Consider the following 15,472-nt stretch of genomic DNA (forward strand, 5'->3'; position numbering starts at 1 on the left):
GGAACCTCGCGCGGAAACGAAGGCGGCGGAAGCCATGCACTTTTTGCCCTTGCTGTTGCTGGTCGCAGGGAGCGCGACGGTCGCCGGTGCCGCCCGGCGTACGCCGGTGCCCGCCCCGCTGCTGCTGGTGGCGGTGGGGCTCGTCGTGTCGTACCTGCCCGGGGTGCCGCACTACGAACTCGACCCCGAGATCGTCCTGCCGCTGATCCTGCCCCCGCTGCTGTACACCGCCGCCCGCGACAGTTCCTACCTCGACCTGCGGGCCCAACTGCGGCCCGTGGCCCTGCTGTCGGTCGGGTACGTCCTGTTCGCCACCCTCGCCGTGGGCTGGGCCGTGTACCTGATCGTGCCGGGGATGCCGCTGACCGCCGCCCTGGTGCTCGGCGCGGTCGTGGCGCCGCCGGACGCGGTCGCGGCGACGGCGGTCGCCCGGCGGGTGGGGCTGCCGTCGCGGATCACCACGATCCTGCAGGGCGAGTCCCTGGTGAACGACGCGACCGCGATCACCGCCTACCGGGTGGCGCTCGCGGCCACCGTCGGCGAGGGCGCGAGCTGGTCCGGCGGGATCGGGGAGTTCCTGGTGGCGGCGGTCGGTGGCGTCGCGGTGGGCCTGCTGCTGATGGTGCCCCTGCACTGGCTGCGCACGCACCTCGAGGAAGCACTGCTGCAGAACACCCTTTCCCTGCTGATCCCCTTCGTCGCCTACGGGCTCGCCGAGTGGGTGCACGCCTCCGGGGTGCTCGCCGTGGTCGTCGTCGGCCTGTACCTCGGCCACCGCAACTGGCAGGTCGACTTCGCCACCCGCCTCCAGGAGGAGGCGGTGTGGAAGATGGTCGCCTTCCTGCTGGAGTCCGCCGTGTTCGCCCTCATCGGACTCCAGCTCCCGGTCGTCCTCGAAGGGCTCGGCGAGTACGAGGGGGGCCGTGCCGCCTGGTACGCCGTGGCCGTCTTCCTCGTGGTCGTGGTGTCCCGGTTCGTGTGGGTCTATCCGGCGACCTTCCTGCCCCGCATACTGTCGCGGCGCATCCGGGAGCGGGAGGACGATCCCACCTGGAAGGCGCCGTTCGTCATCGCCTGGGCCGGCATGCGGGGCGTCGTCTCGCTGGCCATCGCCTTCTCGATCCCGCTCACCGTGCACGGCGGGGAGGACTTCCCCGAGCGGAACCTGATCCTCTTCCTCACCTTCACGACGGTCATCGGGACGCTCGTCATCCAGGGGCTGACCCTGCCGCCGCTGATCCGCGTCCTGAAGCTGCCGGGACGTGACCAGCAGGCCGAGACCCTCGCCGAGGCCAACGCCCAGGCCCAGGCGTCCCGGGCGGCCGAGGCCCGGCTGGACGAACTCCTCGCGAACGAGCGCAACGAACTGCCGCCGCCGCTCGTCGACCGCCTGCGCACGGTCCTGGAACGGCGCCGCAACGCCGTCTGGGAGCGGCTCGGCGCCGTGAACCCGGTGACCGGCGAGAGCGCCGACGACACCTACAGCCGCCTCTCCCGGGAGATGATCGGCGCCGAACGCGCGGTCTTCGTCAAGCTGCGGGACGGCCGGTACATCGACGACGAGATGCTGCGCACGCTGCTGCGCAGGCTGGACCTGGAGGAGGCGGCGGCCTACCGGGAGGTCTCCTAGGCCGTGTGCTCCGGGAAGGGGCGGCCGGTGATCACCGCGGCGACCGTCGTCCCGGGCGGGAAGGCGTCCTGCGCCGCCAGGGCGACAAGTCCGTAGAGCAACTTGGCGACATAGAGACGCTCCACCGGGAGGGAGTGGCGGGTCTCGAAGTCGTCCGCGAAGGCGTCCAGTTCGGCGGAGGTCCGGGCGTAACCGCCGAAGTGGAAGCGGTCGTCGAGACTCCAGTTGCCGCGCGGGCCACCGAACGTCCTGTTCTGGAGCTGTCGTATCTCCTCATAGAGGAAGCCGCCCTTGAGAACCGGAATGCCGAGGGCACGCTGGTCGGGAGCCAGGCCCGCGGCCAGTCCGGCGAGGGTGCCGCCGGTGCCGCAGGCGAGGGCCACCACGTCGGCCCGGCCGCGCAGTTCCGCGCCGAGGTCCCGGCAGCCGCGCACGGCGAGGGCGTTGCTGCCGCCCTCGGGGACCAGATACGCGTCCTGCGCGTCGGCGGCGCGGAGGACGGCCGCCAGGGTGGCCGGGTCGGACTTGTGGCGATACGTCGATCTGTCGATGAAGTGCAGCCGCATCCCGTCCGCCGTGCAGCGGGCCAGCGACGGGTTCAGGGGACGGTCGGCCAGCTCCTGGCCGCGCACCACGCCGATGGTGGGCAGGCCGAGGAGGTGGCCCGCGGCGGCTGTGGCGCGCAGGTGGTTCGAGTAGGCGCCGCCGAAGGTGAGCAGCGGGCGGCCCGCCGCCGCGCGCAGGTTCGGGGCCAGTTTGCGCCACTTGTTGCCGACGAGCCGCGGGTGGATCAGGTCGTCGCGCTTGAGCAGCAGCCGGATGCCGTGACGTGCGAAGCGCTCGTCCTCGACCTCCTGGAGGGGGGACGGCAGCCTGGGGTTCAGGGCGGCGCTGGGATCGTCGGGGACGGAGGGGCTGTCCTGGACGGTGGCGTCGTCCGGGTCGGAGGGCTGGCCGGTCACGAGCCCATTGTCGGACACATGACCGGTCGGCGTGGGGCGCGCCCGCGGCCGGGCCCTATTTCAGGCGGTCCCGTACGCGCTCTCTCATCTGGGCCATGGTGAAGCCCCGGGGGTCGACCTTTCCGGGCTGCCATTCGAGGTGGCCGATGACGGACCGCTGGTTCCAGCCGTGGTGGCGGCAGACGGCGGCGGAGACCCGCTCGATGGCTTCGAGTTGTGCCTCCGGCCAGGGGTCCTCGCCGTCGCCGAGGTTCTCGCACTCGAAGCCGTAGAAGTGGCGGTTGCCGTCGGTGTTGGACTCGTTGTCCTTGGGCAGCGCCTTCTCGGCGATCACGGCCCGCAGCACGTCGTCGTCGCCCAGACCGGCGTGGTTGGCCCGGCCGTAGCCGACGAGGTGCACCCGGCCGTCCTTGGTGATCACACCGTGGCACAACGGGCCGGGCAGCCCCGAGTACCCGTTACGGCAGATACGCACGGTGCGTTCGCTGCCGGAAGTGACGGTGTGGTGGATCATCACGCCGTGGACGGGCCCCCACGGGCCCACATGGTTGCGGTTGTGATGTTCCCAGTCGCCTACCTCGACGACCCGCACGCCCTCGTTTTTGAGGACGGTGAGAAACCTGCTCGCGGACATGGGTGGGGCCATGGCCGGCTCCTTCGTGCCGGGCGACGGCCGCTGGTCGAGGCCGCCTCGTAGGCATGCTTGTACCCCCGGCTCCCGGCAGGAGCCAGTCGGCCGTGGGCCGTGCGAACCGATCCGGTCAGATTGGGCGAGGGCTCCGACGGGCGCACGCGTGGTCGACAGAACCCGCGGTCCTGCCCAGTCTCCGAAGATCCATTCCCGCTCTTTCGGGTAATAGCATCAGCACCCTCCGTGATGCAAGGCTGGATCGCGAGATCGGTGACCGCGATCAGTGCTGTCAGTGCATACCCGGAGGGGAATCCGAATGTCGGTAGGCGAAGAGGTTCGCTCGCAGCAGGACAGGCCGCAGCAGAGTCTCGGCACGGCCGCTGCCCGGAACCTGGCCACCACCACGAAGTCCACGCCCCAGATGCAGGAGATCAGCTCGCGCTGGCTGCTGCGCACCCTGCCCTGGGTGAACGTGCAGGGCGGCACGTACCGGGTGAACAGGCGGCTCACCTACGCGGTCGGCGACGGCCGCGTCACCTTTGTGAAGACCGGCGACCAGGTCGCCGTCATCCCCGCGGAGCTCGGCGAACTGCCGGCCCTGCGGACTTACGAGGACATCGACGTACTGGGCGAGCTGGCCCGGCGCTGCGAGCAGCGGGAGTTCGCGCCCGGCGACGTCCTGGCCGAATTCGGCAGCCCGGCGGAAGAGGTGTTCCTGCTCGCGCACGGCAAGGTCGAGAAGGTCGGCACCGGCCCCTACGGCGACGACGCGGTCCTCGGCGTACTGGCCGACGGCGCCTACTTCGGCGAACAGGCCCTGCTCGACCCCGACGCGATCTGGGAGTACACGGCCCGCGCGGTCACCGCGTGCACGGTGCTCGTCCTGCCGGGCCAGGCCGTCGAGCAACTCGCCGAGCGTGCCGAGACGCTGAGCGAGCACCTGCAGGAACAGCGCTCGATCCCGTCGCAGCGCACCAATAAGTACGGCGAGAAGGAGATCGACCTCGCCGCCGGCCACAGCGGTGAGCCGGACATCCCGCACACCTTCGTCGACTACGAGGCCGCGCCGCGCGAGTACGAACTCAGCGTCGCCCAGACCGTCCTGCGCATCCACACGCGCGTGGCCGACCTCTACAACCAGCCGATGAACCAGACCGAGCAGCAGATCAGGCTCACGGTCGAGGCGTTGAAGGAGCGCCAGGAGCACGAGCTCATCAACAACCGGGAGTTCGGTCTCCTCCACAACTGCGAGTACGACCAGCGGCTCCAGCCGCACGACGGTGTGCCCAGCCCGGACGACCTGGACGAGCTGCTCTGCCGCCGCCGGGGCACCAAGCTGCTGCTCGCCCACCCGCGCGCGATCTCCGCGTTCGGTCGCGAACTGAACAAGCGCGGGCTGGTCCCGGAGACCGTCGACATCGCCGGCAACCGCATCCCCACCTGGCGCGGCGTGCCGATCTACCCGTGCAACAAGATCCCGGTGACCGAGGCCAGGACCACGTCGATCATCGCCATGCGTACCGGCGAGGAGGACCAGGGTGTCATCGGTCTGCGGGCCGCGAGCATCCCCGACGAGATCGAGCCCAGCCTGTCCGTGCGGTTCATGGGCATCAACGAACAGGCGATCATCAAGTACCTCGTGACGGCCTACTACTCGGCCGCGGTCCTGGTCCCCGACGCACTCGGCGTGCTGGAGAACGTCGAGATCGGCCGCTGGCGGTGACCCTGTCCGACCGGACGCCATGTCCCCGCCCGACAGGGCGGGGACACCACCCCGCACGCACGCGCCCGCACACAGCGGAACCGCCACCCTCCGCGGCCTCTCCGAGGCGATCCCATGGGTGAGTCCGTGACGGAGACGAAGCGGAGCCCCGGCGCCGGGGTCCCGAGGCCGGCGGCGGTCGTCGAGTGGAATCCGAGGCAGGTTCTGGAGTCGGAGGGGGACACCGAACCGGAGAAGACGTCGCCTGCCGCCGGTGCGGGCGGGCCGGTCGGCCGGGCGGCCACGGCGAGCGGCCCCGAAGGACACGAGGCGGCGGAGATCCTGGAACAGGCGCGGAGGTCGGTCGATCCGGAACTGCGCCGGGCCGTCGGGTCGTTGCCCGCTTCGATGCGCCGCGTCGCGCGCTACCACTTCGGCTGGGAGGACGCGGACGGCACCCCGGTCACGGGGAACGCCGGCAAGGCGATACGCCCGGCACTGGTCCTCGCCGCCGTCTCCGCGCTCGGCGGGCGCGAGTCCGCCGCCGTGCGGGCCGCCGCAGCGGTGGAGCTGGTGCACAACTTCACGCTGTTGCACGACGACGTGATGGACCGGGACACCACGCGCAGACACCGGGCCACCGCCTGGTCCGTGTTCGGGATTCCCGACGCGATCCTGGCCGGGGACGCGCTCCAGGCCCTGGCCCAGCAACTGCTCGCCGAGGATCCGCATCCGGCGTCGGCCGCGGCCTCCGCCCGGCTCGCGGCCTGCGTCGTCGAACTGTGCGCGGGCCAGCACACCGACACCGAGATGGAGAGCCGTCGGCCCGAGGAGGTCACTCTCGACGAGGTGCTCGTCATGGCCGAGGCCAAGACGGGCGCGCTGCTCGGCTGCGCCTGTGCGGTGGGCGCGTTGTACGCGGGCGCCGGTGACGAGGACGTCGAGGCACTGGACGCGTTCGGGCGGGAGGCCGGGCTGGCCTTCCAGCTCATCGACGACGTGATCGGCATCTGGGGCGACCCGAGCCACACCGGCAAGCCGGCCGGGGCGGATCTCATGGCCCGCAAGAAGTCCCTGCCGGTGGTCGCGGCGCTGGCCTCCGGCACCCCGGCGGCCGTCGAACTCGCCGAGCTGTACGGACTGCCGTACGAGGAGGGGGACCTGGAGCGCACGGCGTCGGTCGTGGAGCGGGCCGGCGGGCGCGACTGGGCGCAGATCCAGGCCGCCGATCGCATGGCCAGGGCCATGCACGAACTCTCGCGCGCGGTGCCGGACCCGGAGTCGGCCGGTGGGCTGCTCGCGCTGGCCGAGTTCGTGACGCGCCGCAGCAGCTGAGGTGGGCCGCCGGAGGCGGTCGATGCTCCGGAGGTGCGGTGCCGTGCGGACCTGACCCCGCGCGGTGCCGGCGCCTTCGGGTGGTCGGCGGGTCCCGCACATCCCCACGGTGTGCGGGGCCCGCCGGTTCTTCGCTCCTACGGGACGATCGTCCGCACGACGCGTTCCATCAGGCCCTCGGGGGCGGTGACCCCGGGAAGGGCGTCGTCGAGGACGTCCGGCAAGGTCAGGTGTTCGAGCAGGAGGCCCTGCATGGCCAGGTAGAGCACCATGACGGTCTCGTCGCCGCCGGGGAGGCCCGCCTCACGGTGGAACCGCATGCCGAAGTCCAGTTCACCGCGCACCGACTCGGTGTACGAGGCGTACAGAGCAGGGCGGCGGGTGGCTTCGAGGCGTAGTTCGAGGTGGGCGAGGTAGCCGGTGCGGTCCCCGGTGACGCGGGCCAGCAGATCACGCATGAAGGCCACGACCAGGGTCCGGTCCTTCGGTGAGGCGAGCAGCTCCTCGACCACGGCCGGGTCGGGGGCCAGGCGTTCCTTCAGCCGTGCGTCGATCTGGTGGAGCAGGGCGTCGCGGTCGGCGAAGTAGTTCGACGCGGTGCCCACCGGTACGGCGGCCTCGGTGTCCACCGCGCGGAACGTCAGACCGCGTGCCCCCTCCCGTGCCAGCACCGCCACCGCCGCGTCCAGCAGAGCGACCCTGCGCTCGGGGTTCCTGACCATCCGGGGCTCCTTCGTGCTGAATTCCGAATTCCCTTGCAACCACTACAGATGAAGTACTATAACTGACGTGGTTGCGGGGCGGCGGTGTCGGACGACTGCCGCCGGCCCTGGCGCCAAAGACTGTCGGACGAGGGAAAGAGACCGGTTTGCGCAAGCTGACGTACCTCATCGCGTGTTCGATCGACGGGTTCATCGGGGACCCGGACGGTGACGCGTCGTACATGTATCCCTATGTGGTGGGTGAGTTCGCCGAGTACCTCCGCGCGGAGCACCCGGACACCAACCCGAGCCACGTCCGCCGGCTCATCGGCACCGACGGCCTCCCCAACAAGGACTACGACACGATCATCCAGGGCCGTGCCAGCTACGACATCGCGCTGAAGGAGGGCATCACCAGCCCGTTCGCCCATCTGCGCGAGTACGTCGCCTCGCGCACGCTGAAGGAGTCGCCCGACCCGCACGTCGAGATCATCTCGGAGGACCTGGTCGGCAAGGTCCGCGAGCTCAAGGCGGAGGACGGCGGTCTCGGCATCTACCTCTGCGGTGGCTCGCAGGTCGCGGGAGAACTGATCGACGAGATCGACGAGCTGATCATCAAGACGTACCCGGTCGTGCAGGGTTCCGGCATGCCGATGTTCGGCTCCGGATTCGCCCTCTCCGAGTTCACGCTCGACGAGGTGCGCGGCTTCGACAACGGGGTGGTCGTGCGGAAGTACAGCAGGAAGCGCTGAGCGCCGGGCGCCGACGCCGAGGGGCGCAGATTGTCGGTGTACGGCGGGGAGCGCACCGGCCCCGTCGGCCCTACCCTGAGGACATGGGCATCGACGAGCATGTCTGCCCGGTCTGCGGACAGCCTGTGGCCACGGTCGTACGGCGACACAAGACGCTGGGCGCGTGGGTACCCGTGTGGGGTCCGGGTCCGTGCAGGAATCACGAGTGTGCGGCGTACGTCGACGAGGCCGTCGCGGCCGCGGAGGCCGCCGCGGAGAAGCCCCGCGCGGTCGCCCGGCGGACGCACGGGAGCCATGGTGCGCATGGCGGTCACGCTGGTGGTGCCGCCCATGCCGGTCCCGCCGGTCATGAGACGCGTCCCGGCGAAGCCGAGGCGGACGCTGAGTCGACCGAGGTGACGGAGTCGGCTCCGGCCGAGGCGAGGACCGAGGAGAAGGCCTGACCGGGCTGGGCTCGGCCCCTGGCTTCGGTTTCTGGCTTCGGCCCCTGGCTTCAGCCGGCCGGCGGCGGACGAAGGAGCGGACTCATGAAGTTCCTGATGATGGTCCTCGGGACGCAGGCGGACTACGAAGGCATGCGGGGCAAGGCCTCCGAGCACTCTCCGGCCTGGACGCAGGATGAGTTGCGCGCCATGTACGCCTATATGAGCGCGATCAACGACGACCTCACCGAGACCGGGGAGATGCTCGACGGGCAGGGGCTGGCCGAGCCGGCGCGCACCCGGTTCGTCACGGCGGACGTCGACGGCAAACCGGTGATCACGGACGGTCCGTACCCGGAGACCGCTGAACTGCTCGCCGGCTACTGGCTCCTGGACTGCGCCGACCTGGACCGGGTCACGGAGATCGCGGCCCGCGTCGCCCAGTGCCCCGGCCCCGAGGGGCTCCCGGAGTACCCCGTGGTCATCCGCCCCGTGCTGGAAGGCGCGGAGGACATCTGAGCCGGCGGTGCCCGCGGGCCCCAGGGTCCGACCTCACCCCGCCGTCGGAGGCAGTCCGCCTGTCTCAGGGGCGCGGCCCGTCAGGCAGTACGTGCCCCCTGCCGGGTCGCGCATCACGGTCCAGGGGGGATGGCGGGACACGCACGTCGCGCCGAGGGACTCGTGGCGGCCCCGGGTGGTGTCGATGTCGGTGCAGGCGAAGTCGAGGTGAGCCGAGGTGGGGCGGGGGGCGTCGAGGCGCTGGAGGAGGATGCGGAGGGGGAGGCCGGTCGGCGGGCGCAGCACATGGAACTCCGGGCGGGAACCCGGGCGGGAGTCCCACCCCGTCAGGGCCGCCCAGAAGGAGACCTCGTCCCCGAAGGCGGCCGGCGTCACGTCGAGGCACACCTGGTCCAGCCGGCTCCCGTCCACCACCGGTGGCCGCTTGGCCTCTCCGCGCCATGGCACCACGCAGAAGAGCTGCCCGGCGGGTGAGCCGAGCACCGCCCAGTCGTCGTGCGGGGCGACCACCTCGGCGCCGAGCCGGACCGCCCGGTCGACGAGCGCGTGGACGTCCTCGACCGCGAAGTCCAGGTGAGCGCCGCCGTCGCCCGACTCGACGCCGTGCGCCTTCACGCACGCGTCGCCGTTCTTGGGCAGCAGCGTGACGAACTCGCCCCGATCACCTCGCGGTGCGGACAGCCGCGTCGCCGTGACCGCCGTCCAGAAGGCACAGGCCCGCTCGAACCGGGCCGCAGGCCGGTCGACGAACGCGTACGTCCACCGGATCGGCCCACCGGCCCGGCCCATCGAGCCGCCGTCCCCGCCGCCACTGCCGTTGTCGCCCACTCCACCCACAGCGCCGCTCCCTGTCGTACGGTCCAGCCCCACGGCTGAACGACTCGTACGGTCCCCTGCCGCCCCGTTCCACGCAACGCCGTTTTCCGCGGGCCGGGCCGCCGCCGCGTCCGGGCGGTCAGTCCCGGCGCTGCATGAAGCGCAGCATGTTGCCCGCCGGGTCGCGGAACGCGCAGTCGCGGACGCCGTACGGCTGGTCCGTGGGGGCCTGGAGGACGTCGGCACCGGAGGCTTCGACACGGCTGTAGAGGGCGTCGCAGTCGGTCGTGGTGAAGTTGACACCGCGCAGCACGCCCTTGGCGAGGAGGGCGGCGATGGTCTCGCGGTCGGCGGGGGAGATGTCGGGGTCGGCGGCCGGCGGCTCCAGGACGATCTCGACGTCCGGTTGGAGCGGGGAGCCCACGGTGACCCAGCGCATGCCCTCGAAGCCCACGTCGCCGCGGACCTCCATGCCGAGCACGTCACGATAGAAGGCGAGCGCCTTGTCATGGTCGTCGACGGCGAGGAAGCACTGGGCGAGCTTCACATCCGGGGCCGGGAGCCCGGGCGCGGCGTGCGGATCGTTCGTAGCCATGTCCTCACGCTAGTGCCGCGACAGGCAACGTTCGCCCCGTCGCGACGCCCGGCACGCCCTCTCGCCGCACCGGCCGAAAACCCAAGTACATCCACAAGTACATCCAGTAGAAGGCTTTCGGCCGGCACACCGAGAGCACGCACCGGACGCCGCTCCTTGACGGGCAAACGTTGCCTGCCGCGGCACTAGGACGCCTCGCCGGGTTCCGCCGTGCGTATGCGGTGTCGGGTCGGCCGGGTCAGGCGCTTCGCCACACACGCGGGGATGGCCGCGCTCTCCTTGTGCGAGCGGGCCCGGTACGCGCTCGGTGTCTCGCCGACCAGTTCGGTGAAGCGGGAACTGAAGGAGCCCAGTGACGTACAGCCCACGGCCAGGCACACCTCGGTCACCGTGAGATCGCCGCGGCGGAGCAACGCCTTGGCGCGCTCTATCCGGCGGGTCATGAGATAGCCGTACGGCGTCTCGCCGAAAGCCGTGCGGAAGCTGCGGTGGAAGTGTCCGGGGGACATCAGCGCGGTGCGCGCGAGCGCGGTCACGTCGAGCGGCTCGGCGTACTCGCGGTCCATGCGGTCCCGAGCCCGCCGCAGCCGCACCAGATCGTCCCGGTTCATGCCCACAGCATCGCACCGGCCACTGACAGCGGGCCCCGCCACAGCGCTTCGGCGTACGGCCGCCCCGGAGCCGGCGTGGTGCGTCACCCCTTCACCGCCGAGCTGGCCACCCCCTGGACGAACCACCGCTGGAAGAAGGCGAAGACGATCAGCACCGGCAGGACGAGGAGGACGCCGAAGGCGAGGATCTGGCCCCAGTCCGGGGGCTGCTGCCCCTGGAACACGCTCATCTCCAGCGGCAGCGGACGTACCGACGGGTCCGAGACCATCAGCACCGGCCACAGGAACGACCCCCACTGGGTGAGGAAGGTCAGGATGGCGACCGAGGCGAAGGCCGGCTTCGACATCGGGACGATGATCGCGAAGAAGGTGCGCCACGGGCCCGCGCCGTCCAGCCGGGCCGCCTCCTCGATGCTCGGCGGGATCGAACGGAAGAACGTGTGGAACTGGTAGACCGAGAAGGCGTTGGCGACGAAGGGGAGCGCCTGGATGAAGAGCGTGTTCCGCTGGTCGTTGAACATGTAGAACAGCGGCACGGCCACCGATTCGAACGGCACCAGCATCAGCAGCAGGACCAGGGTGAAGACGGCCTCCCGGCCCCGCCACCTCAGCCGCGAGAGCCCGTACGCCGCCATCGAGTTGATGAAGAGGCCGCCCGTCACCACCACGAACGCCAGCAACAGCGAGACGCCCATGAACTGCCAGAAGTAGCCCGTGCTGTCGGAGTTCAGGCTGTCCAGGACGGCGGAGTAGTTGTCGAAGGACAGATGGGTGGGGAGGAAGCCGGACAGCCCGTCCAGGACCTCGTCGGACGGCTTGAGGCTGCCGAGGAGGAGATAGAGGACGGGCAGGGCGAAGACGAACGCCAGGACGGAGAGGACGGCGTAGTCGAGGAAGCGGCGCAGCGGTCCACGGGAGAGGCCGCCCCCCGTGCTCACGCCCGCGCGCCCACCCACACCCGTGTGCGTGCTCGTAGTGGTGCTCATGCTCAGTCCTCGTTGTCGGGCCGGACGACGCGGCGCTGGATCAGGGTCAGGGCGACGACGATCAGGAAGAACACGACGGTGATCGCGGACGCCTGGCCGATGTTGTTCTGGTCGAAGGCGGTGGTGACGGCCTGGTACATCACCGTGCGGGCCGCGTCCTCGTCGAGCCCGCCGCCCTTGACCAGGACGTAGACCTGGTCGAAGACGCGGAAGGACAGCACCGAGGTGAGCATCACGACGAAGACGAGGGTGGAGCGGATGCCGGGCAGGGTGACGTGCCGGAACTGCTGCCAGCGCGAGGCCCGGTCGAGCTGGGCGGCCTCGTAGAGCTCGCCCGGGATCTGCTGGAGCCCGGCGAGCAGGATGACCATCTGGAAACCCACGCCCTGCCAGACGGAGAGGACGATGATCGAGGCCATCGCGGTCAGGCCGTCGCCGAGCCAGTCGAACGCGCCCCAGTTGCCGAGGCTCACCGCGTCCAGCGCCGAGTTGAGCATGCCCTGGTCGCTGCGGGCGAGGATCAGCCGCCAGATCACCGCGACCAGGGCCATCGGGAAGACGACCGGCATGAAGAACACCGACCGGAAGACGCCGATCGCCCTCAGCTTGCGGTTCAGCAGGATCGCCAGGCCCAGGGCGAGGCCGGTCTGGAGGGGGACGACGACCACGGCGAAGGTCAGGTTGTTGAGCAGCGCCCGCAGGAACGGGCCGGAGAGGTCGGGGTCGGTGAAGAGCCGTCGGTACTGCTCGACACCGAAGAAGGTGGGTTCCAGCGGGGAGCCGAGGCGCACGTTGTAGAAGGAGAGCACGACGGCGTAGCAGAAGGGGATGCCGACGAAGGCGATCAGCCCGGCGACGGCGGGGGCGGACATGAGCAGTCCGTGCAGCCATTCGCGGTTGCGGCGCGACGGCCGCGGGGCCGGTGCGCCGGAGGGTGAGGCCTGCTGTCGGCCTGGGGCCGCCGCGGGCGCGGGTTCCACGGTTTTCACGGAGGGGTCCTCTTCCCGGAGGGGCGGGCGAACACGGGGTGCGCGCCCGCCCCGGCCGATGGGTTCGGCTGGACGCGTTGAGTCCGACTGGCCGATGGGCGCGGTCGCACCGGGGTCCGGTTGAACGGATGCCGTCAACCGGACCCGATGGGTGCGCTGCGGCCGACCGGGCGCGTGGCTACGGGATCTCGTAGCCGGCGTTGTCCGAGAAGTCCCGGTCGATGGCGCGAGCGGCCTTCGACAGGGCCTCCTTCGGGTCGGCGCCGCCGTAGATCGAGCTCACCGCCTCGCTGAACTTCGCGGTCACCACGGGGTATCCGGCGGTCACCGGCCGGGTGACGGCGACACACGACTTGCTGATGTCACTGTCGCCGCAGGGCTTGGCGAGCTGGTCGGCGAAGAGCTGGAGCGGGCCGCCCTGCCGGTAGAGGGGGCTCGCGGCGAGCGCGGACTTCGTGGCCGGCGGAGCGCCGTTGGCCTTCGTCATGGCGCCGACGTTGGTGTCGTCGAGGAGGAAGTCCAGGAAGGTGCCCGCGGCCTTGGCGTTCTTGCTGTTCGCCCCGACACCCCAGGCCCACGAGCCCTGGCCGGTCTTCGGACCGTCGCCGAAGTCGGGCAGCGGCAGCACGACCAGGTCGTCACCGAGTGCCTCGCTGTAGGCGGGGTACATCCAGTGCCCGACCCAGCTCAGGGCGACCCGGCCCTTGGCGAAGGCGTTGCCGTCGGTGTTGGCGTCCGTGGTGGCCTTCCAGGACTGGAAGGTCTTCATGGCCGACGCCACGGCCGGGGTGTCGAGGGCGCCCGCCGCCTTGCCGTCCTTCAGCAGGGCGCCGCCGGCCGACCAGACGATCGGGGCGAATCCGTAGGTGCCCCACTCGGTGGCGTAGCCGTTGCCCTCCTGGAGGTCGATGACCTTGCCGTCGGAGTCCTTCGCCTTGAGCGCCTTGAGCGCGGCGTCGAACTCCTTCGCGGTCCAGGCGTCGTCCAGGCCCTTCGGGTACGTCACACCGGCCGCGTCCAGCAGCTTCTTGCTGCCGTACATGCCGAGCCCCGAGTCGAACATGCCCAGGCCGTAGTGCTTTCCGTCGATCTCGCCCTGCGCCTTGTTCGCGTCGGTGGCGTTGTCGAGGGTCTTGGCGGAGACGTGGTCGTCGATCGGGGCGAGCTTCTTGTTGTAGACGAAGTTCGCCATCGTCGGGCCGTCGAACTCCAGGACGTCCGGCAGTTCGCCGGCGTCCGTCGCGGTGATCGTCTTGGTGTAGTCGGTCTCCGGTATCAGCTTCAGTTCGACCTTGACCTTGTCCTGCGAGGAGTTGAACGACTTCACCGCGTTCTGCAAGGCCTCCGACTCGCTCTTCTGACCCTGGTGGGCCCAGACGCTGATCGTCCCCTCGCCGCTGCCGGCCTCGGCGGACGTGTCACCACCACCGCCCCCGCCGCAGGCGGCCAGCGCCGCCAGGGGGAGGACCAGGGCCAGCCCCGTACGGGCGGTGCGGCGGAACCTTCTGCTGGTCGAGCTGGTGGACGGGTTCATGGTGTGTGCCTCCGTGCGGGATGAGGGTGCGAGGTGCGGGGGGCTGTCGGGTGCTGGGGCGGTCGGGTGCCGGGCTGGACGGCGTTCGGCGGGAGGGGGGTGGCGGGGTCCGGGGCGTACGGGTCGTATGGGCGTACGGGCCGTGCGGGACATGCGGGACTTGCGGGGCGTGCGGGAAGTCACTGGGGTCCGCGCGGGCGCGGCGGCGCCGTCGTCTCGCGCAGGACGAGCCGTATGGGCATCTCCACCCGGCCGGGCGGCTGTTCGACGTCCGGCTCGTCCAACTGCCGCAGCAGCAGCCGGGCGGCCTCCGCGCCCTGGCCGGCGACCGGCTGGGCGACGGTGGTCAGCCCGATCACATCGGCGAGTTCGTGATCGTCGAAACCGACCACGGACACGTCGTCCGGCACGCGCAGCCGATGCCGTCTGAGCGCGCGCAACGCGCCCATCGCCATCTCGTCGGACTGGGCGAACACGGCGGTCGGCGGCCGGGACGCGGCCAGCAGCTCGGTCATCGCCCGCTCGCCGCCGTCCACGGTGTAGTCGCCGTCCGCCACCAGCGCCGGATCGTGCTCGATCCCGGCTTCGGCGAGGACGTGCAGGTAGGCGGCGCGGCGGTCGACGGGGGTGGTCCAGTGCAGCGGCCCGCTGGCCCCGGAGATCATGCCGATCCGGCGGTGGCCGAGGTTCACCAGGTGCCGTACGGCGCTCTCCGCGCCCGCCCGGTCGTCGATGCCGACCACCGTGAAGCCGGGGCGGGCGCCGCCGACCGTGGAGGCCAGCGGCACGCCGAGGGAGCGCAACGCGGCGGACTCCTCCTCGTCCGGGATGAGCAGCGACAGCACCGCGTCGACCCGCTTGCGCACCGGGAGCTTGGTGAAGAACCGCTTGCGCGCCTCTGCCGAACCCAGGTTGTAGAGCAGCACGTCGTACCCGGCGGCGCTGAACACCTGCTCGGCGGCGTCCAGCACGGTCCCGAAGAACCAGCGGCCGATGTACGGGGCGACGACCCCGATCGTGTACGTGCGCCCACTGGCGAGGCTGGACGCCGAACGGGACGCCGTGTAGCCGAGTTGTGCGGCGACGGCCGCGATCTGGGTGCGCACCTCGTCCGAGACGCCGGGCCGGCCCCGCAGTGCGCGGGACACGGTGGACGCCGAGACGCCGGCGGCACGGGCGACATCGGTGATGCTGACCGGCACGGCGGATTTCTCCCGTCGGGTTCACGTCGGTGTGTCTGTGGGTGACGTGACCGTAAACCCGGCCTCCTTGTTGCGCAAGCGTTTG

The 15,472-nt window shown here is 71.0% G+C and carries 16 protein-coding genes; 6 read left to right on the forward strand and 10 right to left on the reverse strand.

What is annotated here, in order from left to right; genetic code table 11:
* The first annotated feature begins 34 nt into the window (after positions 1–34).
* Positions 35–1,630, forward strand: coding sequence for a Na+/H+ antiporter (locus RM704_RS03875; protein WP_033525423.1), 1,596 nt, complete (start codon positions 35–37; stop codon positions 1,628–1,630).
* Here RM704_RS03875 and RM704_RS03880 read toward each other — a convergent pair.
* Complete coding sequence (locus RM704_RS03880) at positions 1,627–2,514, reverse strand: 1-aminocyclopropane-1-carboxylate deaminase/D-cysteine desulfhydrase (protein WP_033525559.1); 888 nt, start codon at positions 2,512–2,514, stop codon at positions 1,627–1,629. The two genes, RM704_RS03875 and RM704_RS03880, sit on opposite strands and share 4 nt — an antisense overlap.
* A 133-nt stretch (positions 2,515–2,647) precedes the next feature.
* On the reverse strand, positions 2,648–3,238 hold the full coding sequence (locus RM704_RS03885) for an N-acetylmuramoyl-L-alanine amidase (RefSeq protein WP_192829572.1): 591 nt from the start codon (positions 3,236–3,238) through the stop codon (positions 2,648–2,650).
* A 301-nt stretch (positions 3,239–3,539) separates the two neighbouring features.
* On the opposite strand from RM704_RS03885, the gene RM704_RS03890 reads away from it, so the two are divergent.
* Entirely contained in the window at positions 3,540–4,946 is a 1,407-nt protein-coding gene (locus tag RM704_RS03890) for a family 2B encapsulin nanocompartment shell protein (RefSeq protein ID WP_033525421.1), read from the forward strand.
* Between the two features lie 114 nt (positions 4,947–5,060).
* A complete protein-coding gene (locus RM704_RS03895; RefSeq protein WP_033525420.1) occupies positions 5,061–6,260 on the forward strand; it encodes a family 2 encapsulin nanocompartment cargo protein polyprenyl transferase in 1,200 nt (399 codons plus the stop codon).
* Between the two features lie 137 nt (positions 6,261–6,397).
* Here RM704_RS03895 and RM704_RS03900 read toward each other — a convergent pair whose 3' ends face one another.
* The gene (locus tag RM704_RS03900; RefSeq protein ID WP_033525419.1) at positions 6,398–6,982 is read right to left on the reverse strand and encodes a TetR/AcrR family transcriptional regulator; all 585 of its coding nucleotides are present in this window, start codon (positions 6,980–6,982) and stop codon (positions 6,398–6,400) included.
* Positions 6,983–7,128: 146 nt separating this feature from the next.
* Here RM704_RS03900 and RM704_RS03905 point away from each other — a divergent pair, with 146 nt between their 5' ends.
* From RM704_RS03905 to RM704_RS03915, 3 genes are all read left to right on the forward strand, one after another.
* Positions 7,129–7,713, forward strand: coding sequence for a dihydrofolate reductase family protein (locus RM704_RS03905; protein ID WP_033525418.1), 585 nt, complete (start codon positions 7,129–7,131; stop codon positions 7,711–7,713).
* 83 nt (positions 7,714–7,796) lie between these two features.
* Positions 7,797–8,156 (forward strand): hypothetical protein, encoded by a 360-nt coding sequence (locus tag RM704_RS03910; protein ID WP_033525417.1) that lies wholly within the window; start codon positions 7,797–7,799, stop codon positions 8,154–8,156.
* Between the two features lie 84 nt (positions 8,157–8,240).
* The gene (locus tag RM704_RS03915) at positions 8,241–8,654 is read left to right on the forward strand and encodes a YciI family protein (RefSeq protein ID WP_033525416.1); all 414 of its coding nucleotides are present in this window, start codon (positions 8,241–8,243) and stop codon (positions 8,652–8,654) included.
* 33 nt (positions 8,655–8,687) lie between these two features.
* Here RM704_RS03915 and RM704_RS03920 read toward each other — a convergent pair whose 3' ends face one another.
* The 7 genes from RM704_RS03920 to RM704_RS03950 all read right to left on the reverse strand — a co-directional run bounded on the left by RM704_RS03920 (position 8,688) and on the right by RM704_RS03950 (position 15,387).
* The gene (locus tag RM704_RS03920) at positions 8,688–9,443 is read right to left on the reverse strand and encodes a VOC family protein (protein ID WP_052145842.1); all 756 of its coding nucleotides are present in this window, start codon (positions 9,441–9,443) and stop codon (positions 8,688–8,690) included.
* 166 nt (positions 9,444–9,609) lie between these two features.
* Positions 9,610–10,065, reverse strand: coding sequence for a VOC family protein (locus tag RM704_RS03925; protein WP_052145838.1), 456 nt, complete (start codon positions 10,063–10,065; stop codon positions 9,610–9,612).
* A 185-nt stretch (positions 10,066–10,250) separates the two neighbouring features.
* On the reverse strand, positions 10,251–10,676 hold the full coding sequence (locus tag RM704_RS03930; protein WP_033525558.1) for a helix-turn-helix transcriptional regulator: 426 nt from the start codon (positions 10,674–10,676) through the stop codon (positions 10,251–10,253).
* An 83-nt stretch (positions 10,677–10,759) separates the two neighbouring features.
* Entirely contained in the window at positions 10,760–11,662 is a 903-nt protein-coding gene (locus RM704_RS03935) for a carbohydrate ABC transporter permease (RefSeq protein WP_033525413.1), read from the reverse strand.
* A 2-nt stretch (positions 11,663–11,664) separates the two neighbouring features.
* Complete coding sequence (locus RM704_RS03940; protein ID WP_033525412.1) at positions 11,665–12,651, reverse strand: carbohydrate ABC transporter permease; 987 nt, start codon at positions 12,649–12,651, stop codon at positions 11,665–11,667.
* 178 nt (positions 12,652–12,829) lie between these two features.
* Positions 12,830–14,185, reverse strand: coding sequence for an ABC transporter substrate-binding protein (locus RM704_RS03945; protein WP_033525411.1), 1,356 nt, complete (start codon positions 14,183–14,185; stop codon positions 12,830–12,832).
* Positions 14,186–14,364: 179 nt separating this feature from the next.
* Positions 14,365–15,387 (reverse strand): LacI family DNA-binding transcriptional regulator, encoded by a 1,023-nt coding sequence (locus tag RM704_RS03950; protein WP_033525410.1) that lies wholly within the window; start codon positions 15,385–15,387, stop codon positions 14,365–14,367.
* Between the last annotated feature and the right edge of the window lie 85 nt (positions 15,388–15,472).

Source organism: Streptomyces gottesmaniae (assembly GCF_031845845.1).
GTDB classification, from domain to species: domain Bacteria; phylum Actinomycetota; class Actinomycetes; order Streptomycetales; family Streptomycetaceae; genus Streptomyces; species Streptomyces akebiae.